Raw genomic sequence first — 22,489 nt, forward strand, 5'->3', positions numbered from 1 at the left:
TCAATTCCCTTCTGCGCGCACGCGTTCCGCGGCGGTGCGCAGCGTGCGGATGGTCAGTTCGGAGGCGAGGTGCCGCTTGTACTCCGCCGTGCCGCGCACGTCGGTCACCGGATCGCAGGCCGCGGCGGCGCGGCGGCCCGCCTCGGCGAAGGTCTCCTCGGTGGCCGGCCGTCCGACCAGGGCAGCCGCCAGCTCGGCCAGCGCGCCCGGGTCGGGGTTGACCGCCGTCAGGCCCACCCGCGCGGCCACGATGTCGGTGCCGTCCAGCGTGACGGCCGACCCGGCCGCCGTCACCGCCCAGTCCCCCACGCGCCGCTCCACCTTGGCGTAGGCGCTGGACGTGTTGAGCCGCACCGGGATTCGGGCCTCGACCAGGATCTCGTTGTGGGCCAGGGTGGTTTCGTAGGGCCCGGCGACGAACTCGTCGATCGGTATTTCGCGTTCGCCCGCGGGCCCGCGGGCCAGGCACACCGCGTCCAGCACGGTGCAGACCGTCACCAGGTCCTCGGCCGGATCGGCCTGGCAGAGCGAGCCGCCCAGGGTGCCGCGATTGCGGACAACCGGGTCGGCGATCACCCGTTCGGCGTCGCGGAAGATCGGGCACACGGCGGCCAGGGTGTCGGACTCCAGGATCTCGCGGTGACGGGTCATGGCGCCGATGCGCACCAGCGTCGGGTCGGTGATCACGTAGCCGAGCTCGGGCGCCAGGTCGTTGATGTCGACGAGGTACTCCGGGTTGGCGATGCGCAGCTTCATCATGGGCAGCAGGCTGTGCCCGCCAGCGATCACCCGCGCCCCCTCCCCCAGCCGATCCAGCAGCCCGACGGCGTGGTCGACGCTGGTTGCGCGTTCGTATTCGAAGGGTCCCGGTACTTGCATTGCAGCAGTGTCAGCCGCGCTGACAGGGCCGTCAATAGCGAGTTAAGTAATCGTTTAACTCGTCGCCGACCTGCGCGTCGTGGTGGATGCGGCCGGTCGTTTCGGTCAGCGGGCGGCCCCCGCCGCCCCAGCGCTTGGCGATGATGTCGGCGGCGATCGACACCGCGGTCTCCTCCGGCGTGCGGGCGCCGAGGTCCAGCCCGATGGGGCTGGACAGCCGGGCCAGCTGGGCGTCGGTCAGCCCCGCGGCGCGCAGCCGGCTCATCCGGTCGTCGTGGGTGCGGCGCGATCCCATCGCGCCGATGTATCCGACGCGGGGCAGCCCGAGCGCCACCTCCAGCACGGGGACGTCGAACTTCGGGTCGTGGGTGAGCACGCAGATCACCGTGTTCTCGTCGACGGCGCCCGCCTGCGCCTGGGCCGCGAGGTAGCGGTGCGGCCAGTCGACGACGACGTGGTCGGCCGTCGGGAACCGCACCGGCGTGGCGAAGACCGCGCGGGCGTCGCACACGGTCACCCGGTAGCCGAGGAACGAGCCCTGCTGCGCGAGGGCCGCCGCGAAGTCGATGGCGCCGAAGACCAGCATCCGCGGGCGCGGCGCGAAGCTGGAGACGAACACCTCCATGCCGTCGCCGAGGCGCTGCCCGTCGGGCCCGTACTTGAGGACCTCGCTGCGGCCGACCGCCAGCAGGCCGCGCGCGTCGTCGGCGACCGCCGCGTCGGCGCGCGTCGAGCCCAGCGATCCCGCGACGGGGCTTGTGGGGTCGGGCCGGACCACGATCCGCCGCCCCACCCACCGCGCGTCCGGGTGGCCGATGACCGTCGCGACCGCGACGGGACGGTTCTCGCCGATGTCGTCGGCGACGGCGCCGAGCTCGGGGAACGTCGCCCGCGAAATCGGCTCGACGAAGACGTCGATGATCCCGCCGCACGTCAGGCCGACGGCGAACGCGTCGCCATCGCTGACCCCGTAGCGCTCCAGCCGCGGCGTGCCGGTCTTCGCCACCTCGGTCGCGACGTCGTACACCGCGCCCTCCACGCAGCCGCCCGACACCGAACCGGCCACGGTGCCGTCGGGCGCCACCACCATCGAGGCCCCGGCCGGCCGCGGCGCGGACCGAAAGGTCCGCACCACCGTCCCGAGCCCCGCGGTGTCACCGGCGCGCCAGACCGACACCAGCTGGGCAAGCACGTCACGCACACTCTCAAAGTAGGCTCATGGCGTGACTCCGGCTCAACTTCGGGCCTATTCGGCAGTGGTCCGCCTGGGTTCGGTGCGGGCCGCCGCGGCGGAGCTGGGTGTTTCCGACGCCGGCATCTCGATGCTGGTGACCGCCCTGCGCAAGGAGCTCGACGATCCCCTGTTCACCAGGACCGGCGCGGGGCTGGCGTTCACGCCCGGCGGGCTGCGCCTGGCCAGCCGCGCGGTCGAAATCCTCGGGCTGCAGCAACAAACGGCGATCGAGGTCACCGAGGCCGCGCACGGGCGCCGGCTGCTGCGGATCGCGGCGTCCACCGCGTTCGCCGAACACGCCGCGCCCGGCCTGATCGAGCTGTTCTCGTCGCGCGCCAACGACCTGTCGGTGGAGTTGAGCGTGCACCCGACGAGCCGGTTCCGGGACCTGATCTGCTCGCGCGCCGTCGACATCGCGATCGGGCCGGTGAGCGAGGGTTCGATCGCGCCCGACGACACGATCTTCGTCCGCCCGTTCCTGAAATATCAGATCATCGCCGTCGCGGCGCCGAACAGCCCGGTGGCGGCGGGGATTCCGGCGCCGGCGCTGCTGCGCCAGCAACAGTGGATGCTCGGCCCGTCGGCGGGCAGCGTCGACGGCGAGATCGCAAACATGTTGCGCGGCTTGGCCATTCCCGAGTCGCAGCAGCGCATCTTCCAGAGCGACGCCGCCGCGCTCGAGGAGGTGCAGCGGGTCGGCGGGGTCGGCCTGACGATCGGTTTCGCCGTCGCGAAGGATCTGGCGGCCGGGCGGTTGACCCACGTGTCCGGCCCCGGCCTGGACCGCTCCGGCGAGTGGGGCGCGGCGACGCTAGCCCCCTCGGTGCGCCAGCCCGCCGTGTCCGAGCTGGTCCGCTTCATCACCACCCCGAGGTGCACCCAGGCGATGATCCGCGGCTCCGGCGTCGGCGTGACGCGCTTCCGCCCGAAAGTGCATGTGACGCTGTGGAGTTGAGGGTGTGCTCACGGCTTTGCGTGTGCATCCTGGGCGACGACACGCCGGCTGACCGCGCCACTGGTTCACACTCAAGGTCAGGGATTCACACTCGACCCGGCGAGAGGCGGCCATGACGCGCCCCGACGACACCGCGGGCTGGCGCGAGGTCGCCGACCGGCTCACCCCCGAGCAGGCCGCGGGGTTCGAACTCCAGGAACGATCCGGCGACGACCCGGCCACCATGCGGGCCATGGCCGACGAGCTGGCGGCCGCGAACGCCACCGCCGTCATGTCCGGTCAGATCGCCGCCCCGCCCGACGCGACGCGCCTCTACGGCTGGCAGACTCACGGCGAGCGGACGTGGCGCGAATTCGACTGCAGCACAAGGCAGGTCGGGTCGGCCGTCGTCCGCGTGCGGGGCCAGCAGTTCGCCGACGGCAGCTGCGAGCGCTGGATCAGCGTGTCGGCCACCCATGACGAAGAGTTTCAGGCCGAGCAGGCCCGCGAGCTGGCGGCGGCGTTGCAGGCGGTGGCCGACGAGGCCGACCGGCTGGCGTAGCCGTGCGGCATTCGCGGCCGGCTACCACGCGCGCGACAGGTCCGCATGCTGGCGGATCCAGGCGTGCATCGCGATCCCGGCGGCCACCCCGGCGTTGATGCTGCGCGTGGAGCCGAATTGGGCGATCGACACCGTCAGCGCCGCGCCGGCCCGCAGGTCGTCGGTGATGCCGGGGCCCTCCTGACCGAACACCAGCAGGCAATCCCGCGGCAGCGCAGTCTGTTCCAGCCGCTGCGCGCCGGGGACGTTGTCCACGGCGACCACGGTCAGGGCGGCACCGGCGGCGAAGTCCAGCAACTCGGCGGTGCTGTCGTGGTGGCACAGCCGCTGATAGCGGTCGGTCACCATGGCGCCGCGGCGATTCCAGCGCCGTCGCCCGACGATGTGCACGGTGTGGACCGCGAAGGCGTTGGCCGTGCGCACCACCGAGCCGATGTTGGCGTCGTGGCCGAAGTTCTCGATCGCCACGTGCAACCGGTGGCGGCGCCGGTCGATGTCGGCGATGACCGCTTCCCGGGTCCAGTACCGGTAGGCGTCGACGACGTTGCGAGTGTCGCCGTCGCGCAACAGGTTCGGGTCGTAGCGCGGGTCGTCGGGGGGATCGCCCGGCCAGGGCCCGACGCCGCCGGCCGTCGTTCCCCATTCGGTGGGCCCGGGCCCGCTCATCGCTGCGTCCACACCCCGGCGTGGGTGCCGTCCACCGCCACCGTCGCGTACAGCAGCGCCTCGTTGATCTCGCCCTGGGTGCACAGCGAGGCGTTGACGCGCACCGAATCCAGCGACGCGTCGGGCAGGATCAGCACCGACGACCCGTACGTCGCGCAGGCCGGGTTCAGGCCCCGGCCGGGCAGCGTCGGCGAGACGAGCAGCATCAGCGGGCCGCCGCGCTTGGCGGAGTCGTCGCGATACCGGTCCGCCACCGCGGTGGCCTCCAATCCCAGCAGCATGAAGCCGTTGCCGCTGAACGCCGCCGGGTCGCCGAGCTGAGCCTTGGTCACCGGGGCGCCGTCGGCGCGCCATGCCGACAGGCTGACGGTCTTGACCACCAGGCCGGTGTCGTTGGCGTTCGTCGGCGGCAGCCCGACCGGAAACGCCGCGGGGTAGGCCGCCGAGGTGTTGGCTATCCGGTCGCGCGGGGAGTAGCCGTACACGCCCCGCACCTGGCTCCGATCCTTCAGCGGCCCAAGGCAAACCGTGCCCGTCAGCCGGCCGGCGGGCGCGGAGAGCGCGTGCTGGATGTCGTGCACGCTGTTCATCGCGTCGTCGCAGCTGCCCAGGCCGGCCGCCTCGATCGGGTGCGCCAGCGCACCGTAGAGCCCGAAGCGGATGTCCTCGGGTTTGGCGTGCGCCGCCTTCGGATCCGTCGGCGAGGCGTCCACGTCGACCAGCACGTAGTCGCCGTCCCAGCGCAGGTTCGACACCGACATGTTCCAGCCGAGCAGCGCCAGCGCCTCGCCCAGCCGCGCGCCCTGGGCGCCGTAGGGCCGCACGGGCTGGTTGGAGCCCGAACACCCGACCAGGATTGCGGCGATGGCGAGCAGTGCGACGAGACCGCACGCGGCGCGGCGAGCCGCAGCGGTCACAGGGGGCGCAGCAGCCCCTCGCGAGGGCGCGCGACGTTTTGCCCGCCTCGTAGCGACAACGGAGCCGCCCGGCATCGTCGCGGCGCCTGTGACAGTTGATCCGCGCAGTGCTTTCACCGACGCCCTAGCCCAGCCCCAGATCGGCCAGGCCCAGCAGGCTGCGGTACGAAACACCCTCGGCCTCGATGGCCTCGGCCGCGCCGGTGGCGCGGTCCACCACGGTGGCCACGCCGATCACGTCGCCGCCCGCCTCCTGAACCGCCCGCACCGCCGTCAGCGCCGAGCCGCCCGTGGTGCTGGTGTCCTCGACCACCAGAGCCCGCCGGCCGGCGACCTCGGAGCCCTCGATCAGCCGTTGCAGCCCATGGGTTTTCGCCGACTTGCGGACGACGAACGCGTCGATCGGGCGGCCGGGCGCGTGCATGATCGCCGTCGCGACGGGGTCGGCGCCCAGCGTCAGGCCGCCGACGACCGCGTAGTCCCAGTCGGCGGTGAGGTCGCGCATCAGCACGCCGATCAGCGCGGAGGCCCGGTGCTGCAGGGTGGCGCGACGCAGGTCGACGTAGTAGTCGGCCTCCTTGCCCGACGACAGCGTCACCCGGCCGTGCACCACCGACAGCCGTCGTACCAGCTCGGCCAGCTCCTCGCGCGGGTCAGGTTCGGCCACGACCGCCCCCTACTCGCCGCGTCGCCGCCCGGGCCAGCCGCCGCGGGATCAGCCGCCCGGCTGTGACGATCGCCTTGTACTGGCGGCCCGGAATGCTGATCACCTTGCCGGCGGCGATGTCGGCCAGGCTCCGGGCGACGACGTCGTCGACCTCGAGCCACAGGAACGACGGCAGCTTGGACATCTCGATGCCGGCCCTGGTGTGGAATTCGGTGCGCACGTATCCCGGGCACACGGCGTGCACCCCGACCCCGGTGCCCTGCAGGCCGACGGCCAGGCCCTCGCTGAACGAGATCACCCACGCCTTGGACGCCGAATAGGTCGACCCGCGGCCCGGGACCAGCCCGGCGACGCTGGCGATGTTGATGACGGTGCCGGCGCCGGCGTCGAGCATGGCCGGCAGGGCGGCGCGGGTGAGGTGCATGACCGCGGTGACGTTGACGTCGAGCTGCGACTGCAGCAGCGCCGGGTCGGTGCTCCAGAAGTCACCGGAGGTGCCGAAGCCGGCGTTGTTCACCAACACCCTGACCCCGGCGGCAAGACGGTCGCAGACCTTGGCGCGGTCGGCGGGATCGGCCAGGTCGGCGGGCAGGATCTCGATGCCGCCGGCCTCGCCCTCGAGCTCGCCCGCCAGTCGGGTCAGCCGGTCCACGTCCCGGGCGACCAGCACCAGGTCGTAGCCGTCGCGCGCGTAGCGTCGCGCGTAGCCGGCGCCGATCCCGGACGTAGGCCCGGTGATCAGGGCTACGGGGCGAGGCATGAGCGACAGTGTAATGACGGGGAACTAGCGATCATGGGCGCGTCCCCGGCCCACCCCCGCGCTGTCAGCGCTGGTAGTTGGAGGCCTGGTTGCCGTTGCGGCCGGTGGGCGGCGGGCGGCGAAGGGATTCCGTGCGAGCGTCGTCGCGCCGCAGCGGCTCGGGCTCGCGGCGGGCCGCGTCACCGAGCAGCCCGGACACGTCCTGCCCGGAGCGCCGCGACGGTAACTCCGCCCGCGCGGCGGGCGCCAGGGGGCGGCTCGGCGCGGCATTGCGAAGTCCCGCAGGCGAACCCGCCTCGGCCGGGACCTCCTGGGGCACGGGCGGCAACACCCGCAGCAGGTCATTGAACTGGCGGACCGTGCGCAGCCCCTCGTCCCACTGGGTGCGCGTGCTGGCGATCGGCATCGCGACCAGGGTCCAGTTCTGCTCGTTCCACATGATCTCGGCGCAGTCCGGGGCGGTGTGCGCGAAGGTGACCATGCGGCGGTCACACGCCCGACGGGCGGCGTCGAGGTTGGTGGAGTACACCATCCGCGGGCCGATGGCGCCCAGCAGCCAAATGTCGCTCTCCCGTGGCTCTTTGAGCCCCTTGAGCCGCAGGTCCACCACGACGTTGGTGCCCACCTTGCGGTGCAGCGCGATCACGGTGGCGACCTCCTCGAGGTCGAAGATGTACACCGCCTCGCCGCGGATCTGGCCCAGCACGACGTTGTGGGCGGGGACGTCGCCGACCGTGGAGATCACGCCGCGCTTCCACCGCTTGAGGATGTCGGAGGATTCCCGCTCGTAGTCGAAGCCGTGCGAGCGCGCCCACGACCTACGGCGCCTGCTGCGGCCGCGGCGTCGATCGAGGTCGACGTACAGCAGCACGCCCGCACCGACAAAGCACAGTGCGGACAGCGTGAACCAAAGGGGGACCATCCCACACAGGGTATCTGCTGTTTGGCCGGAACACAGAATCCGACCAGGTCACAACCCAGTTACAGGTCGTGGCGATCGCGAGGGCGGCGAAGCCGGCCGAAGCGGGTCGCCACCGTCGGTGTCGTGGCGATCGCGAGGGCGGCGAAGCCTGCCGAAGCGGGTCGCCACCGTCGGTGTCTTGGGGGGACACTCGCGCCGAACGTCGACTTGTTGGGCGATTTCGGATGAAATCCCGACAACAAGTCGACGTTCGAGCGGACCGTCAGCCCAGGACCAGCGAGTCGCCGTCCGGGCTGACGTTGACGGGCACCACGTCCCCGTCGTGCACGTCGCCGGCCAGCAGCATCTTGGCCAGCTGGTCGCCGATCGCCTGCTGCACGAGCCGACGCAGCGGGCGCGCGCCGTACACGGGGTCGAACCCGCGCTGCGCCAGCCAGCGCTTGGCCGGCAGCGACACCTCCAGCTGCAGCCGCCGTTGCGCCAACCGCTTGCCCAGCTGCGCGAGCTGGATGTCGACGATCTCCACCAGCTCCTCGGGGTTGAGCCCCTCGAAGATCAGCACGTCGTCGAGGCGGTTGATGAACTCCGGCTTGAACGCCGAGCGCACCGCCGCCATCACCTGCTCCTCGCTGCCGCCCGACCCGAGGTTGGACGTCAGGATGAGGATGGTGTTGCGGAAATCGACCGTGCGGCCCTGCCCGTCGGTGAGCCGGCCCTCGTCGAGCACCTGCAGCAGGACGTCGAACACGTCCGGATGCGCCTTCTCGATCTCGTCGAACAGCACCACCGTGTAGGGCCGGCGGCGCACCGCCTCGGTCAGCTGACCGCCCTGGTCGTAGCCGATGTAGCCGGGGGGCGCGCCGACCAGGCGGGCCACCGAGTGCTTCTCGCCGTATTCGCTCATGTCGATGCGAACCATGGCCCGGTCGTCGTCGAACAGGAAGTCGGCCAGCGCCTTGGCCAGCTCGGTCTTGCCGACGCCGGTCGGTCCCAGGAACATGAACGAACCGGTGGGACGGTTGGGGTCGGCGACCCCGGCGCGAGAGCGCCGAACCGCGTCGGACACGGCCTGCACGGCCTTCTTCTGCCCGACGACGCGCTTGCCCAGCTCGTCCTCCATCCGCAGCAGCTTGGCGGTCTCGCCCTCCAGCAGCCGCCCGGCCGGGATGCCCGTCCACGCCGACACCACGTCGGCGATGTCGTCGGGACCGACCTCCTCCTTGAGCATCACGTTCTCGCGGGCCTCCGCCTGCGGCAGCGCGGCGTCGAGCTTCTTCTCCACCTCCGGGATGCGCCCGTACCGCAGCTCGGCGGCCTTGGCCAGGTCGCCGTCGCGCTCGGCGCGCTCGGACTCCCCGCGCAACGCCTCCAGCTGTTCCTTGAGCTCGCGGACGATGTCGATCGCGCTCTTCTCGTTCTGCCACCGGGTGGTCAGCTCGGCCAGCTTCTCCTTCTGGTCGGCCAGCTCGGCGCGCAGCTTGTCCAGGCGCTCCTTGGACGCCTCGTCCTCTTCCTTCTCCAGCGCCATCTCCTCGATCTCGAGGCGGCGCACCAGGCGCTCGACCTCGTCGATCTCGACCGGCCGCGAGTCGATCTCCATCTTCAGCCGGCTGGCGGCCTCGTCGACCAGGTCGATGGCCTTGTCCGGCAGGAAGCGGGCGGTGATGTAGCGGTCGGACAGGGTGGCCGCGGCGACCAGCGCCGAGTCGGTGATGCGCACGCCGTGGTGCACCTCGTAGCGGTCCTTCAGGCCGCGCAGGATGCCGACGGTGTCCTCCACCGACGGCTCGCCGACGAACACCTGCTGGAAGCGGCGCTCCAGCGCGGCGTCCTTCTCGATGTACTTGCGGTACTCGTCGAGCGTGGTGGCGCCGACCAGCCGCAGCTCGCCGCGGGCCAGCATCGGCTTGATCATGTTGCCGGCGTCCATCGCGCCCTCGCCGGTCGCGCCGGCCCCGACGATCGTGTGCAGCTCGTCGATGAAGGTGATGATCTGCCCCGCCGAGTTCTTGATGTCGTCGAGGACGGCCTTGAGCCGTTCCTCGAACTCGCCGCGGTACTTCGCGCCGGCCACCATCGAGCCCAGGTCCAGGCTGATGACGGTCTTGTTGCGCAGGCTCTCGGGCACGTCGCCGGCGACGATGCGCTGCGCCAGGCCCTCCACGATCGCGGTCTTGCCGACGCCGGGCTCACCGATGAGCACCGGGTTGTTCTTGGTGCGACGGCTCAAAACCTGCACGACGCGGCGGATCTCGTTATCGCGGCCGATGACCGGGTCGAGTTTGCCCTCGCGGGCCCGGCCGGTCAGGTCGGTGGAGTACTTTTCCAGCGCCTGGTAGGTGGCCTCCGGGTCGGCGCTGGTGACCCGCGCGCTGCCGCGGACCTTGACGAAGGCCTCCCGCAGCGCCTGCGGGGACGCGCCGTGGCCGGTCAGCAGCTTCGCGACGTCCGAGTCGCCGGTGGCCAGCCCGACCATCAGGTGCTCGGTCGAGACGAACTCGTCGTCCATCTCGGTGGCCAGGTGCTGGGCGGTGGTGATGGCCGCCAGCGATTCGCGCGACAGCTGCGGTTGCGAGCTGGCGCCGCTGGCCTGGGGCAGCTGGTTCAGAATGCGTTCCGCTTCGGCGCGGATGGTGGCGGGCTCGACACCGACGGCCTCCAGCAGCGGCGCGGCGATGCCGTCGTTCTGCGTCAGCAGCGCCAACAGCAGGTGGGCGGGCCTGATCTCGGGGTTGCCCGCGGCCGAGGCCGCCTGCAGGGCCGACGTCAGAGCCGCCTGCGTTTTGGTAGTCGGGTTGAAAGAGTCCACGAACTGTCTCCCTTCGAAGTCCAGAAAGGGGGGTAGGGAAAATGCTTGTCGCGTTGTTCAACGTCGTCAAGGTTGAGTCTGTTCCGCTCAAGTCTAGCTTTTTCGCTTGCGAGCTTAGAATCGGGCCCCGTGAGCCTCGAGGACCCGGATTCGCTGCGGGTGCTGCGCGACGGGTTCGATCAGGAGCTCGTCCGCCGGTTCTATACCCACTGGTTCGCCCTCGACGTCTCCGTGCGCGACCTGTTTCCGCCCGAAATGGAGGCGCAGCGAGCCGCCTTCGCGCACGCGTTGCACTGGGTCTACGGGGAACTGGTCGAGCAGCGCGCCGCCGAGCCCGTGGCCTTCCTGGCCCAGCTCGGCCGCGACCACCGCAAGTTCGGGGTGCTGCCGAGCCACTACGACTCGCTGCGGCGCGCGCTGTACGCCACGCTTCGAGACCACCTCGGCGAGGCGTGGACCGACGCCGTCGCCCAGGCCGCCGAGCAGTCGCTCAACCTGATCACCGGGGTGATGCGCGGGGCCGCCGACGCCGACGAGGGGCCGGCGTGGTGGGACGGCACGGTCATCGAGCACATGCGGGTCTCGCGCGACCTGGCCGTCGTTCGGCTGCAAGTCGACCGCCCGATCGACTATTACCCGGGCCAGTACGTCGACGTCCACGTTCCGCAGTGCCCGCGGCGCTGGCGCTACCTGTCCCCGTCGATCCCGGCCGAGCCGGGCGGCGGCATCGAGTTCCACGTCCGCCAGGTGCCCGGCGGCCTGGTCAGCACCGCGATCGTCAACGAAACGCGGCCCGGCGATCGGTGGCGGCTCTCCAGCCCGCACGGCGGCCTACGGGTCGACCGCGACGGCGGGGACGTGCTGATGGTCGCCGGCAGCACCGGCCTGGCGCCGCTGCGGGCGCTGATCATGGACCTGTCCCGCTACGCGGTGAACCCGCGCGTGCACCTGTTCTTCGGCGCCCGCTACCGCTGCGAGCTCTACGACCTGCCCACGCTGTGGCAGGTCGCGCAGCACAACCCGTGGCTGTCGGTCACGCCGGTTTCGGAGTACGGCCGCGACCCCTCGTGGGCCGCCGACTACCCCGACCCCACGCCCCCGCGCGGGCTGCACGTGCACCAGACCGGCCGCCTGCCCGACGTGGTGACCAAGTACGGCGGCTGGGGTGACCGGCAGATCCTGATCTGCGGCGGACCCGACATGGTCCGCGCCACCAAGGCCGCCCTGATCGCCAAAGGGGCCCCGCCCGAACGCATCCAGCACGATCCGCTATCCAGGTGAGCCGAGGTAAGCCATGCAGACCGTCACCCTGACCGACCCGTCCTCGCCGGTGGCCGCGCAGTTCGTGCCCGAGGCGGGCATGATCGGCACCTCGCTGACCGACTCGGGAACCGAGTTGCTCGGTCAGCGTCGCGGCCTGCAGGCGTACGTCGAGGCGGGCAAGACGATGGGCATCCCGATCCTGTATCCGTGGGCGAATCGGTTGGGCGACAACACCTATACCGCGCAGGGCGCGACGGTGACGCTCACGCCCGGCGAGAACGGCGTGCGCGCCGACCCGAACGGGCTGCCCATCCACGGCACCCTGGCCGCCTACCCCGGGTGGCGGGTGACGGCGCAATCCGAGAACGAGGTGAGCGCCGAGGTCGATTTCGAAGCCGACCCGAAGTTGTTGGCCAGCTTCCCCTTTCCGCACCTGCTCGCGGTGACGGTGCGGCTGGCCGACCGGGAGCTGACCGTCGCCACCACGGTCACCGCGACCGGCGACACGGCAGTTCCGCTGTGCTTCGGTTTCCACCCCTACCTGCGCCTGCCCGGCGTGCCCCGCGGCGAGTGGATCATCGAGACCCCGCCGCTGCGGCATGTGTTGCTCGACGACAAGGGGCTGCCCACCGGCGAATCGGAACCGTGGGAGGAGCGCGAAGAAGCGTTGGGCGACAAGAATTTTGACGACGCCTACGACCAGGTTGCCGACGGCGCGGCGTTCGCGGTGTCCGGCGGCGGGCGCCGCCTGGAGGTGCATTTTCACCGCGGCTACCCGGCGGCGCAGATCTTCGCGCCGCCCGCCGAAGAGGTGGTGTGCTTCGAGCCGATGACCGCGACTACCGACGCGCTGCGCCGCGGCGGCTACCGGTGCGCGCGCCCGGGCGAGCCGGCCGTCGCGGTGTTCTCCATCCGCGTCTGATCAGGCGCGGGTGCCGCCCTTGCGCGGCTGCCACACCACCACGGCGGTGCTCTTGGGCGCCACGACCAGGTCGCGGCGCTGGCCGGCGCGCACCTGCGCCAGCTCCTCGGTCAGCTCCTTCACGCGCGCCTGCAGCGCCTCCACGTGGTTGGTCAGCTCGATGATGCGCTTGATGCCGGCCAGGTTGACGCCCTCGTCCTGCGACAGCCGCTGCACCTCGCGCAGCAGGTCGACGTCGTGCTCCGAATAACGGCGTCCCCCACCGGAAGTCCGCCTCGGGCTGACCAGCCCGAGGCGGTCGTAGGTGCGCAGCGTCTGCGCGTGCATGCCGGCGAGTTCGGCCGCCACCGAGATCAGGAAGGTCCGGGCCTCCTCTTTGGAATCCCTTGAGCGCCTGGCCATCAGCGGTTACCCGCCCACCCCGCGCGCGGATTGAAACCACTGGACCGCTCGGCCGCCGCGTAGGCCTCCAGCGCCTCCTGGGCGGCGCCCTCCAGGTTCGGCGGCACGGCCACCTTCACCGTGACGAGCAGGTCGCCGTTGCCGCCGCCACGCTTGGGCACGCCGCGTCCGCGCACCCGCAGGATGCGGCCGTCGGCGGTGCCCTTGGGCACCCGGACGCCGACGCTGCCGTCCAGCGTGGGAACCGAAAGCGTTGAGCCCAAGGCCAATTCGGTGAAGCTGACCGGAACGGTCACGGTGAGGTCGTCGCCGTCGCGGCCGAACACCTTGTCCGGCCGCACGTGCACCGTCACGTACAGGTCGCCCGAGGGCGCCCCGCGCAGCCCGGCCTCGCCCTGCCCGGGCAGCCGGATCCGCTGCCCGTCCTCGACCCCGGGCGGGATCCGCACGTTGATCGTGCGGGTCCGGGTGGTTACACCGGTGCCTTTGCACTCGTCGCAGGGGTGCTCGATGATCGAGCCGCTGCCCCGGCAATCGGTGCACGGTTCGGAGAACCCGAACGCGCCCTGGTTGCGGTTGATCACCCCGGAGCCGTTACAGCTGGGGCACACCTTCGGGCTGGTGCCCGGGCGCGCGCCGCTGCCGTGGCAGTTGGTGCACGGCGCCGGGCTGGTCAGCCGCAGCGGCATCGCCACGCCCTTGGCGGCCTCGACGAAGTCGAGTTCGGTCTCGGTTTCCAGGTCGTTGCCGCGGCGCGGCCGGCTGGGCCGGGGACCGGCGCCACGGCCGAACAATCCGCCGAACAGGTCACCGATGTTGGCGCCGCCGCTTCGGCCCGCGGCGTCGAACAGGTCGCTGAGGTTGAACTCGGCGCCGTCGCCACCGACGTTGAAGCTGAAGCCGCTGCCACCGTCGAACCGGCGCCCGCCGAAACCGCCGCCGGCGAACAGGCGGCGGGTCTCGTCGTACTCCTTGCGCTTGGCCGGATCCGACAGGACGTTGTGCGCCTCCGACACCGCCTTGAATCGCTCACCGGCGGCCGGGTTGTCGGGATTCGCGTCCGGATGCAGGTCGCGCGCTAGCTTGCGGTAGGCGCGCTTGATTTCTTCCGGGCTGGCGTCAGAGGAGACGCCCAGCTCCTTATAGAAGTCCTTTTCGACCCATTCACGCTGGGCCATACCGCGTCACCCCCTTTCACCTTTCTCTATCCATTTGTCGTAAGTGATTTTTATGCCTAGTCACCCGCGGTGTCGGCGTTATCGCCCGTGTCGGGCTGACCGGTTTCGGCCGGAGCCGCACCGGGCGCCTCCCCGCCCCCGTCCGGGACCGTGTCTGGGATGGTGTCTATGACCCCGACCAGAGCGTGCCGCAGCACCTGGTCGCCCAGCTTGTAGCCCTGGCGCATGACCGTGCCGATCACCGGCTTGGAGCCGTCGGCGCCGTCGCCCTCGTGCTGCACGGCCTCGTGCAGCACCGGGTCGAAGTCCTCGCCTTCCGCGCCAAACGCCGTCAGGCCCAGGCCGGTCAGCGCGCTGTCCAGCTTGTCCGCCACCGACTTCAGCGGGCCCGATTCCAGGTCGCCGTGCTTGCGCGCCCGCTCGAGATCGTCGAGCACGCCCAGCAATTGGCTGACGACGGCGGCCTTGGCCCGGTCCGCGGCGGCCTGCTGGTCGCGCAGCGCCCGCTTGCGGTAGTTGGTGAAGTCCGCCTGCACGCGCTGCAGATCGGCCGTCAGCTCGGCGATCTTGTCGGCACCCTCACCCTTGCCGGCCGGCGCCGCCCCTCCCGGCGCCCCGCTTTGTTCGGGGCCGGGAGAGACGTGCCGTACTTCGCCGGTCTCGGGATCGATTCGCCGCTTGTCGGTGACCGTCACCTGTTCCGGGTTGCCCTCGCTCACTTGGCCTCCCGGTCGTCGTCGACCACCTCCGCGTCCACGACGTCATCGGCAGAGCCGCCCTGCGGACCGCCGGCCTCGGCACCGCCAGGGCCGCCGCCCGCGGCCTGGGTGGCCTCGTAGATCGCCTGGCCCAGCGCCTGCGACTCCTGGCCGAGCTTCTCCATCGCCGCCTTGATCGCGGAGATGTCGGTGCCGCCCAGCGCCGTCTTGGCCTCGGCCACCGCGGCGTCCACCTTGTTCAGGGTGTCCTCGGGAACCTTCGAACCGCCCTCGGCGCCACGCTGTTCGGAGACGAACTTCTCCGTCTGGTAGACCAGCGTCTCGGCCTGGTTGCGGATGTCGGCCTCCTCGCGGCGCTGACGGTCCTCCTCGGCGTGCGCCTCGGCGTCCTTGATCATCCGGTCGATCTCCTCCTTGGACAGGCCGGAGCCCTCCTGGATCTTGATCGTGTTCTCTTTGCCGGTGCCCTTGTCCTTGGCCGTGACGTGCACGATGCCGTTGGCGTCGATGTCGAAGGTGACCTCGATCTGGGGCACGCCGCGAGGAGCCGGCGGGATGCCGGTCAGCTCGAAGGAGCCGAGCAGCTTGTTGTGCGAGGCGATCTCGCGCTCACCCTGGTAGACCTGGATCTGCACCGACGGCTGGTTGTCGTCGGCGGTCGTGAAGGTCTCCGACCGCTTGGTGGGGATCGTGGTGTTGCGCTCGATGAGCTTGGTCATCACGCCACCCTTGGTCTCGATACCGAGGCTCAGCGGCGTAACGTCAAGCAGCAGAACGTCCTTCACCTCACCCTTGAGCACACCGGCCTGCAGCGCGGCGCCCACGGCCACGACCTCGTCGGGGTTGACGCCCTTGTTGGGCTCCTTGCCGCCGGTGAGTTCCTTGACCAGCTCGGTCACCGCGGGCATGCGGGTGGAACCGCCGACCAGCACGACGTGGTCGATGTCGGACACCGAGATGCCGGCGTCGGAGATCACCGACTTGAACGGCTGACGGGTGCGGTCCAGCAGATCCTGTGTGATGCGCTGGAATTCGGCGCGGGTCAGCTGCTCGTCGAGGAACAGCGGGTTCTTGTCCGCGTCGACGGTGATGTAGGGCAGGTTGATCGAGGTGCTCTGCGAACTCGAGAGCTCGATTTTGGCCTTCTCGGCGGCCTCACGCAGCCGCTGCATGGCCATCTTGTCCTTGGTCAGGTCGATGCCGCTGGTGCCCTTGAACTTGTCGACCAGCCACTCGACGACCCGGTCGTCCCAGTCGTCGCCACCGAGGTGGTTGTCACCGCTGGTGGCACGGACCTCGACGACGCCCTCGCCGATCTCGAGCAGCGAGACGTCGAACGTGCCGCCGCCCAGGTCGAAGACCAGGATGGTCTGTTCCTTCTCGCCCTTGTCCAGGCCGTAGGCCAACGCCGCGGCGGTCGGCTCGTTGACGATCCGCAGCACGTTGAGGCCGGCGATCTGGCCGGCTTCCTTGGTCGCCTGGCGCTGGGCGTCGTTGAAGTAGGCGGGCACGGTGATGACCGCGTCGGTGATGTCCTCACCGAGGTACGCCTCGGCGTCGCGCTTCAGCTTCATCAGCACGCGGGCGCTGATCTCCTGCGCGGTGTACTTCTTGCCGTCGATCTCGATGGACCAATCGGTGCCCATGTGCCGCTTGACCGACCGCACCGTGCGGTCGACGTTGGTCACCGCCTGGTTCTTGGCGGGCTGGCCTACCAGCACTTCACCGTTGCGTGCGAACGCGACGATGGACGGAGTCGTCCGCGAGCCCTCGGAGTTGGCGACGACAACGGGGTCACCGCCCTCGAGAACTGCGACGACGGAGTTGGTGGTCCCGAGGTCGATGCCGACCGCACGAGCCATAGTGATTCCTCCTGAGTGTGTAGAGCATTTGTGGTGCCACTATGCTGAGTGAACCCCGCTCAAGCCTCCCCTTTCGGGCTCCCCGGTGTCAACCCAGGGTTGAGCCGGATTCACTCAACTTGTCGATCATCCTAACGGCGGGCGGCAGCGTCTTGTTCCCGGGGCGCCGAATCCGTGTGCATCCAGGGCGAAGACACGCCGGGAAGGCGCGCCGTGGGCTCACACTCAAACGCCGTCAGCGCACACTCGGCGCGCCGCGCTCCGGGATCATCTCCTCGATCAGCGAGAACACCGCGCGGGTGGCCGCGCCGGCCGGCCGGACCGCCGACATCGCGACGTACAGCCGCCAGCAGATCTCCTGATCGGAGATCCGGACGGTCGCCAGCCCCGAATCGCCGATCTCGTCGAGGATGAACCGGCTGAGAAATCCGATGCCGATGCCATTGCGGATGTGGGTCGCGGTGGTGCCGATGTCGGCGACCTCGAGGGCGACCGTGCGCTGCACCCCCGCCGCGGCGAAGGCGCGGTCGACGACGGCCCGGTTGCCGTAGCCCGGCGGCCCGTCCACGAACGACATCCCGGCCAGCTCGGCCAGGGTCACCGATTCCCGCCCGGCCAGCGGGTGGCCCACCGGGACGACCAGCAATAGCTCGAACGCGGCGACGAGTTCGGTGTGCAGGTCGGCCGGGGGCCCGTCGGGCAAGACCACCAGGGCCAGGTCGAGGCTGCCGTCGCGCAGCTGCTGCGCCAGGCCCGCGGAGCCGGCCCGGGCGAAGCGGACCTGGACCAGCACCTCCGGATGCCGGGCGTGCAGGTCGGCCAGCAGGGTCGGCAGGTCGATGTTGTTGATCGACATCAACGTCCCCAGCCGCACGGTGCCGCGGACGGCCCCGACCATGGCGGCGACCGCCTCCTTGGCCGCGCGCGCGGCCTCGATGGTGGTACGGGCGTGCGGCGCGAACTCCCGCCCGGCGGCGGTGAGCGTCACCCCGGCCGGGCCGCGGACGAACAGCGCCGCGCCGAGCTCGCGTTCGAGCGCCTTGATGGTCGCGGACACCCCGGACTGGACGACGTGCAGCCGCTTGGCGGCGCGGGTGAAGCTGAGCGTGTCCGCGACAGCCAGGAAATAGTCCAACTGGCGAAGCTCCACCGAGCAATTATCACCGGCGGTGATGGGTTCCATCAGAAATTTTCGTTGGCGTCTGACGGTTGGGCCAATTTAGCGTTCGCAATTGGCTCGCGTCGATCCAAACCCCCTCAACCGGACGGTGCGCTTTATGAATTTGCAAGCTCCCAGTCTCAGACGGACTCGGACCCGTTGGTCGTCGGCCTCCACCGACGACCAATTCGTCGTAGAGAACCCGGCGACCGGCCAGGCGGTCGCCGTCGTCCAGGGAGCCGGGCCCGAGGAGGTGGACCAGGCCGTCCGCCGCGCCCACGCCGCGCACCTGAGCTGGAAGCAGCGCCCGGCCCGCGAGCGCGGCCGCTACCTGCGGCAGGTCGCCGAGGTCCTGCGCGCCCACGCCGACGAGATCGCCGCCCTGGAGACGCTGGAGATGGGCAAGCCGATCACCCAGGCGCGCAATTTCGATGTGGAAGCCGCGATCGCGATCTTCGAGTACTTCGGCGGGTTGGCGGAGGCGCTGCCGAGCCAGGCCCGCGACTACGGGCCGGTGCTGGACGTGACCACGCTGGAGCCGTACGGGGTGATCGCGTGCATCGTGCCGTTCAACTGGCCGCCCATCCACACCGCCGGCAAGGTCGCGCCGGCGCTGGCCGTCGGCAACGCCGTCGTGCTCAAGCCGCCGGAGCAGACGCCCTCGGTGGTGTTGCGGATGGTCGAACTGATCCAGTCGGTCCTGCCGGACCGCGTTGTGCAGGCGGTGCCCGGCAAGGGCGAGGTGGGCGCCGCGCTGGCCGGACACCGGATGGTGGGCAAGGTCTCCTTCACGGGGTCGCCGCGGACGGGCGCCGCGGTGCTGCGGACCGCCGCGGGCAACCTGACCCCCGCGCTGATGGAACTCGGCGGCAAGAACCCGCTGGTGGTCTTCGACGACGCCGACCAGCACGAGGCGCTGCTGGCCGCCGTCGACGGCGGCTTTTTCAACCAGGGCGAGGCCTGCACGGCGGCGTCGCGAATCCTGGTGCAGCAGAGCGTGTATGAGGAGTTCGAGGCGAAGTTGTGCGCCGCGGTGAGCCGGCTGCGGGTGGGCGACGGCGCCGATCCCGCCACCGACGTCGGGCCGTTGGTCACCCGCAAACAGCAAAAGCAGGTCCTCGATTACCTGCGGATCGGCGTGGCCGAGGGCGCGCGCGTCGCGGCCCAGGCGCCCCTGCCCGACGATCCCCGCCTGGCCGACGGCTTCTACGTTGCGCCGACCGTCCTGACCGACGTGACCCCCGCCATGCGGGTGGCCCGCGACGAGATCTTCGGCCCGGTGGTCACCCTGATGCCGTTCACCGACGAGGACGAGGCGGTGCGCATCGCCAACGCCACGCCGTTCGGACTGGTCGCGGCGGTGTTCACCCAGGACGGCGACCGGGCACTGCGGGTGAGCCGGCGGATCCGGGCCGGCGCCGTCTTCGTCAACAACTATCACCGCATTGCGATCGGCACCGGGTTCGGCGGGGTCGGCCACAGCGGGTTCGGGCGCGAGCACGCCCAGGAGACGCTGTCCGAGTACGGCTACACCAAGACGATTCGACTGGCCGCCAACCGCGACGAGCTGTCGTACTGGAGCGCCGCGGCCAGGGTGCTGGCGGGCTAGCGGACCACGCGGACCGTGAAGATAGTAGCGCTCGAAGAGCATTACGCCACAACCGAATTCCTGGCCGGGCCGGGACGCTGGCTGGCGGCGCGCACGGGCATCGCCGAACCGATCCGCGACCTCGGCGACGGCCGCATCGCGGCGATGGACAAGGCCGGCGTCGACGTGGCGGTGCTCTCGCTGGCCGCGCCGGGCGTCGAACAGCTGGACGGGCGTGAGGCCGTGCGGCTCGCCCGCGAATGCAACGACGAGCTCGCCGCGGCGTGCGCGCGCTACCCGGATCGGCTGGCCGGCTTCGCCGCGTTGCCCGTCAGCGCGCCGGAGGCGGCCGCCGAGGAGCTCGAGCGGGTGGTGCGCGAGCACGGCTTCGTCGGCACCGCGATCAACGGGCACAGCCGGGGGCGCTACCTGGACGACCGGTTCTTCGATCCCGTCCTGTCGCGGGCGGCCGAACTGCGCGTCCCGATCTATTTGCACCCGACGATGCCGCCGCCGGCCGTCATCGAAGCCAGCTACGCGGGGTTTTCGCCGGAGGTCACGTTCGCCCTGGCCACGGTGGGCTGGGGCTGGCACATCAACACCGGCACGCACGTGCTGCGGCTGATCCTCGGTGGCGTGTTCGACCGCTACCCCGAGTTGCAGCTGATCATCGGGCACATGGGGGAAGCGCTGCCGTTCATGTTGCCGCGGTTCGACGCGACGCTGAAACCCGAGCTGACCGGCCTGGCGCACCCGGTCAGCACCTACCTGCGGCGCAACGTGAACTACACCTTCGCCAACTTCAACGACGAGGCGACCTACGCGAACCTGGTCGCGCAGGTCGGCCTTGGGCGAGTGTGCTTTTCGGCCGACTACCCGTTCGGGTCGATGCTCGCCGCCCGCGCATTCCTCGACGGCCTGCCGCTCAGCGACGACGATCGGGCGCTCGTCAGCCACGGCAACGCCGAACGGTTGCTGCGCTTGTAGATGTTTGCTGCCGGCGAGCGGGCGCGGCGGCCATGGGATAGCCTGAGCTGTCCCGCAGCCACGACGGCAGGAGCTCGATGCCAGAGCCAGACAACGCCGCCGCGCGGCTCGCGCGCGAAGACGAGGGCTACCACAAGAGCCTCAAGAACCGCCAGATCCAGATGATCGCCCTCGGCGGCGCCATCGGAACCGGCCTTTTCCTCGGCGCCGGGGGGCGGCTCGCCTCGGCGGGGCCGGGGTTGTTTCTGGTGTACGGCGTCTGCGGCGTCTTCGTCTTTTTGATCCTGCGCGCGCTCGGCGAGCTGGTGCTGCACCGGCCGTCGACGGGATCGTTCGTCTCCTACTCCCGCGAATTCTTCGGGGAGAAGCTGGCTTTCGTCGCGGGCTGGATGTACGTCCTCAACTGGTCGATGACCGGAATCGTGGACACCACCGCGATCGCGCACTACTGCCATTACTGGAACGCCTTCCACAACATTCCGCAGTGGACCATCGCGTTGTTCGCGCTGCTGCTGGTGCTGTCGATGAACCTGATCTCGGTCCGGGCGTTCGGCGAGCTGGAGTTCTGGGCCTCGCTGATCAAGGTGCTGGCGCTGGTGACGTTCCTCGTCGTCGGCACGGTCTTTCTGGTCGGGCGCTTCAAGATCGACGGTCACGACACCGGCACGGGCCTGTGGGACACCCACGGCGGGCTGGTGCCGACGGGCCTGCTGCCACTCGTGCTCGTCACCTCCGGGGTGGTGTTCGCCTACGCCGCCATCGAACTCGTCGGCATCGCGGCCGGGGAAACGGCCAACCCGGAGAAGGTGATGCCGCGCGCGATCAACTCGGTGGTGTTCCGCATCGCGGTCTTCTACATCGGGTCCACCATCCTGCTGGGGCTGCTGCTGCCCTACACCGCCTACAAGGCCAACGTCAGCCCGTTCGTGACGTTCTTCGCCAAGGCCGGTGTCAGCGGGGCGGGCAGCGTGATGAACGTGGTGGTCCTCACCGCGGCGCTGTCGAGCCTGAACGCGGGACTGTATTCCACCGGCCGCATCCTGCGGTCGATGGCGATCAACGGCAGCGGCCCGAAGTTCACCGCGCCGATGTCGAAGCGGGGCGTGCCGTACCGCGGGATCCTGCTCACCAGCGCGGTGGGCTTGTTGGGCATCGTGCTCAACGCGGTCAAACCGAGCCAGGCGTTCGAAATCGTGCTGCACATCGCCGCGGTGGGCATCGTGTTCGCCTGGGGGACGATCGTGGCCAGCCAGCTGCGGTTCCACCAGCTGGCAAAGGCCGGCAGGGTGCAGCGGCCGAAGTTCCGGATGCCGCTGTCGCCGTACAGCGGCTATCTCACGCTGGCCTTCCTGGTCGGCGTCGTGGTCCTGATGTTCTTCGACAAGGTGCAGGGGCCGTACCTGCTCGGGGCGACGATCGTCGGCGTCCCCGCGCTCGTCGGCGGCTGGTTCCTGGTCCGCCATCGGGTGACCGCGGCGGCCCAAGACGACGTCCCGGCCTCACCCGCTCACGGTTCGTCGATGTCCTGACCGCCGGCCAGGTCGCCGCATTCGACGTTCTCCACGTCCGACCTGCCGCGCAGGTAGTCGCCGGCGCCCCGATCCCCGGATAGCCGGGCCAGCACCGCGGGCCAATGCCGGCGCGCCAGCACGACGGGGTGGCCGGGCCGGTCACCGAAGTACGCGCGGGCCAGCCCGCTGCGAGACGACATCGCGCCCGCCAGGACCCGCGCCACCACGGCCGGACCGACGTCGGGGGTGTCGATGACGTGGAGCACCGCGTAGTCGGCGTGCCTGCGGTCGGCCGCGGCCAGGCCGGCGCGCACCGACGCGCTCAGCCCCTCGTTCCAGTCGGCCGCGACGACGGGCGTGACCCCGGGCGGTGCCGCGACCTCGGCCGCGCCCAGGACGAGCACGACGTCGGCGCAGCCGCCGTCCCGCAGCGCGTGGACCGCGGCGTCCAGCCAGCCCTCGACCAGCACCTTCGGCTTGCCGTAGCGCCGTCCGGCCCCCGCGGCCAGCAAGACTCCGACGGCTATCGACTGCGATAACGCCACTCT

21 protein-coding genes are annotated in these 22,489 nt (G+C 70.6%); 7 read left to right on the top strand and 14 right to left on the bottom strand.

Annotated elements, in window-relative coordinates:
- Positions 1 to 879, bottom strand: coding sequence for an FAD binding domain-containing protein (locus AWB89_RS08770; RefSeq protein ID WP_085172895.1), 879 nt, complete (start codon positions 877 to 879; stop codon positions 1 to 3).
- A 31-nt stretch (positions 880 to 910) separates the two neighbouring features.
- Entirely contained in the window at positions 911 to 2,080 is a 1,170-nt protein-coding gene (locus tag AWB89_RS08775) for an XdhC family protein (protein ID WP_085172897.1), read from the bottom strand.
- Between the two features lie 22 nt (positions 2,081 to 2,102).
- On the opposite strand from AWB89_RS08775, the gene AWB89_RS08780 reads away from it, so the two are divergent.
- Entirely contained in the window at positions 2,103 to 3,068 is a 966-nt protein-coding gene (locus tag AWB89_RS08780; RefSeq protein WP_085093074.1) for a LysR family transcriptional regulator, read from the top strand.
- Between the two features lie 112 nt (positions 3,069 to 3,180).
- Entirely contained in the window at positions 3,181 to 3,609 is a 429-nt protein-coding gene (locus tag AWB89_RS08785) for a hypothetical protein (RefSeq protein WP_085172899.1), read from the top strand.
- 21 nt (positions 3,610 to 3,630) lie between these two features.
- Here the strand turns inward: AWB89_RS08785 and AWB89_RS08790 are convergent, their stop codons facing one another.
- The 6 genes from AWB89_RS08790 to clpB form a co-directional block, all read right to left on the bottom strand.
- Positions 3,631 to 4,275 carry a TrmH family RNA methyltransferase gene (locus AWB89_RS08790; RefSeq protein ID WP_085172901.1) on the bottom strand — a complete coding sequence of 215 codons (645 nt, stop codon included), beginning with the start codon at positions 4,273 to 4,275 and terminating at the stop codon, positions 3,631 to 3,633.
- Positions 4,272 to 5,192, bottom strand: a complete 921-nt coding sequence (locus tag AWB89_RS08795) for a hypothetical protein (RefSeq protein ID WP_372515345.1) — start codon at positions 5,190 to 5,192, stop codon at positions 4,272 to 4,274. The genes AWB89_RS08790 and AWB89_RS08795 overlap by 4 nt, the downstream gene beginning before the upstream one ends.
- 124 nt (positions 5,193 to 5,316) lie before the next feature.
- Positions 5,317 to 5,859 carry an orotate phosphoribosyltransferase gene (pyrE, locus tag AWB89_RS08800; protein ID WP_085172903.1) on the bottom strand — a complete coding sequence of 181 codons (543 nt, stop codon included), beginning with the start codon at positions 5,857 to 5,859 and terminating at the stop codon, positions 5,317 to 5,319.
- Positions 5,846 to 6,619, bottom strand: coding sequence for an SDR family NAD(P)-dependent oxidoreductase (locus AWB89_RS08805; protein ID WP_085172906.1), 774 nt, complete (start codon positions 6,617 to 6,619; stop codon positions 5,846 to 5,848). The genes pyrE and AWB89_RS08805 overlap by 14 nt, the downstream gene beginning before the upstream one ends.
- Before the next feature lie 64 nt (positions 6,620 to 6,683).
- Positions 6,684 to 7,541: a trehalose monomycolate transport factor TtfA gene (ttfA, locus tag AWB89_RS08810; protein WP_085093084.1), complete on the bottom strand. Its 858-nt coding sequence runs from the start codon at positions 7,539 to 7,541 to the stop codon at positions 6,684 to 6,686.
- Positions 7,542 to 7,803: 262 nt separating this feature from the next.
- Positions 7,804 to 10,350, bottom strand: coding sequence for an ATP-dependent chaperone ClpB (gene clpB, locus AWB89_RS08815; protein ID WP_085093086.1), 2,547 nt, complete (start codon positions 10,348 to 10,350; stop codon positions 7,804 to 7,806).
- A gap of 129 nt (positions 10,351 to 10,479) precedes the next feature.
- Here clpB and AWB89_RS08820 point away from each other — a divergent pair, with 129 nt between their 5' ends.
- Positions 10,480 to 11,631 (top strand): FAD-binding oxidoreductase, encoded by a 1,152-nt coding sequence (locus AWB89_RS08820; RefSeq protein ID WP_085172908.1) that lies wholly within the window; start codon positions 10,480 to 10,482, stop codon positions 11,629 to 11,631.
- Between the two features lie 13 nt (positions 11,632 to 11,644).
- Positions 11,645 to 12,535 (top strand): aldose 1-epimerase, encoded by an 891-nt coding sequence (locus tag AWB89_RS08825; protein ID WP_085172911.1) that lies wholly within the window; start codon positions 11,645 to 11,647, stop codon positions 12,533 to 12,535.
- Here the strand turns inward: AWB89_RS08825 and AWB89_RS08830 are convergent, their stop codons facing one another.
- The 5 genes from AWB89_RS08830 to AWB89_RS08850 all read right to left on the bottom strand — a co-directional run bounded on the left by AWB89_RS08830 (position 12,536) and on the right by AWB89_RS08850 (position 17,846).
- Positions 12,536 to 12,937, bottom strand: a complete 402-nt coding sequence (locus tag AWB89_RS08830; RefSeq protein WP_085172914.1) for a heat shock protein transcriptional repressor HspR — start codon at positions 12,935 to 12,937, stop codon at positions 12,536 to 12,538.
- Complete coding sequence (dnaJ, locus tag AWB89_RS08835) at positions 12,937 to 14,115, bottom strand: molecular chaperone DnaJ (protein WP_085093094.1); 1,179 nt, start codon at positions 14,113 to 14,115, stop codon at positions 12,937 to 12,939. The genes AWB89_RS08830 and dnaJ overlap by 1 nt, the downstream gene beginning before the upstream one ends.
- 56 nt (positions 14,116 to 14,171) lie before the next feature.
- Entirely contained in the window at positions 14,172 to 14,834 is a 663-nt protein-coding gene (gene grpE, locus AWB89_RS08840) for a nucleotide exchange factor GrpE (RefSeq protein WP_085093097.1), read from the bottom strand.
- The gene (dnaK, locus tag AWB89_RS08845) at positions 14,831 to 16,696 is read right to left on the bottom strand and encodes a molecular chaperone DnaK (protein WP_085093099.1); all 1,866 of its coding nucleotides are present in this window, start codon (positions 16,694 to 16,696) and stop codon (positions 14,831 to 14,833) included. Before dnaK ends, grpE begins: the two co-directional genes overlap by 4 nt.
- Positions 16,697 to 16,931: 235 nt before the next feature.
- Entirely contained in the window at positions 16,932 to 17,846 is a 915-nt protein-coding gene (locus AWB89_RS08850; RefSeq protein WP_085172948.1) for a LysR family transcriptional regulator, read from the bottom strand.
- Positions 17,847 to 17,973: 127 nt separating this feature from the next.
- Here AWB89_RS08850 and AWB89_RS08855 point away from each other — a divergent pair, with 127 nt between their 5' ends.
- The 3 genes from AWB89_RS08855 to AWB89_RS08865 all read left to right on the top strand — a co-directional run bounded on the left by AWB89_RS08855 (position 17,974) and on the right by AWB89_RS08865 (position 21,959).
- A complete protein-coding gene (locus AWB89_RS08855; RefSeq protein WP_085172916.1) occupies positions 17,974 to 19,464 on the top strand; it encodes an aldehyde dehydrogenase family protein in 1,491 nt (496 codons plus the stop codon).
- Between the two features lie 15 nt (positions 19,465 to 19,479).
- Positions 19,480 to 20,430, top strand: a complete 951-nt coding sequence (locus tag AWB89_RS08860; protein ID WP_085172919.1) for an amidohydrolase family protein — start codon at positions 19,480 to 19,482, stop codon at positions 20,428 to 20,430.
- A gap of 77 nt (positions 20,431 to 20,507) precedes the next feature.
- A complete protein-coding gene (locus AWB89_RS08865) occupies positions 20,508 to 21,959 on the top strand; it encodes an amino acid permease (protein WP_085172921.1) in 1,452 nt (483 codons plus the stop codon).
- On the opposite strand, the gene AWB89_RS08870 is transcribed toward AWB89_RS08865, so the two are convergent.
- Positions 21,938 to 22,486, bottom strand: coding sequence for a nucleotidyltransferase family protein (locus AWB89_RS08870; protein ID WP_172401679.1), 549 nt, complete (start codon positions 22,484 to 22,486; stop codon positions 21,938 to 21,940). The genes AWB89_RS08865 and AWB89_RS08870 overlap by 22 nt on opposite strands.
- Positions 22,487 to 22,489: the final 3 nt, after the last annotated feature.

Source organism: Mycobacterium paraense, assembly GCF_002101815.1.
GTDB classification, from domain to species: domain Bacteria; phylum Actinomycetota; class Actinomycetes; order Mycobacteriales; family Mycobacteriaceae; genus Mycobacterium; species Mycobacterium paraense.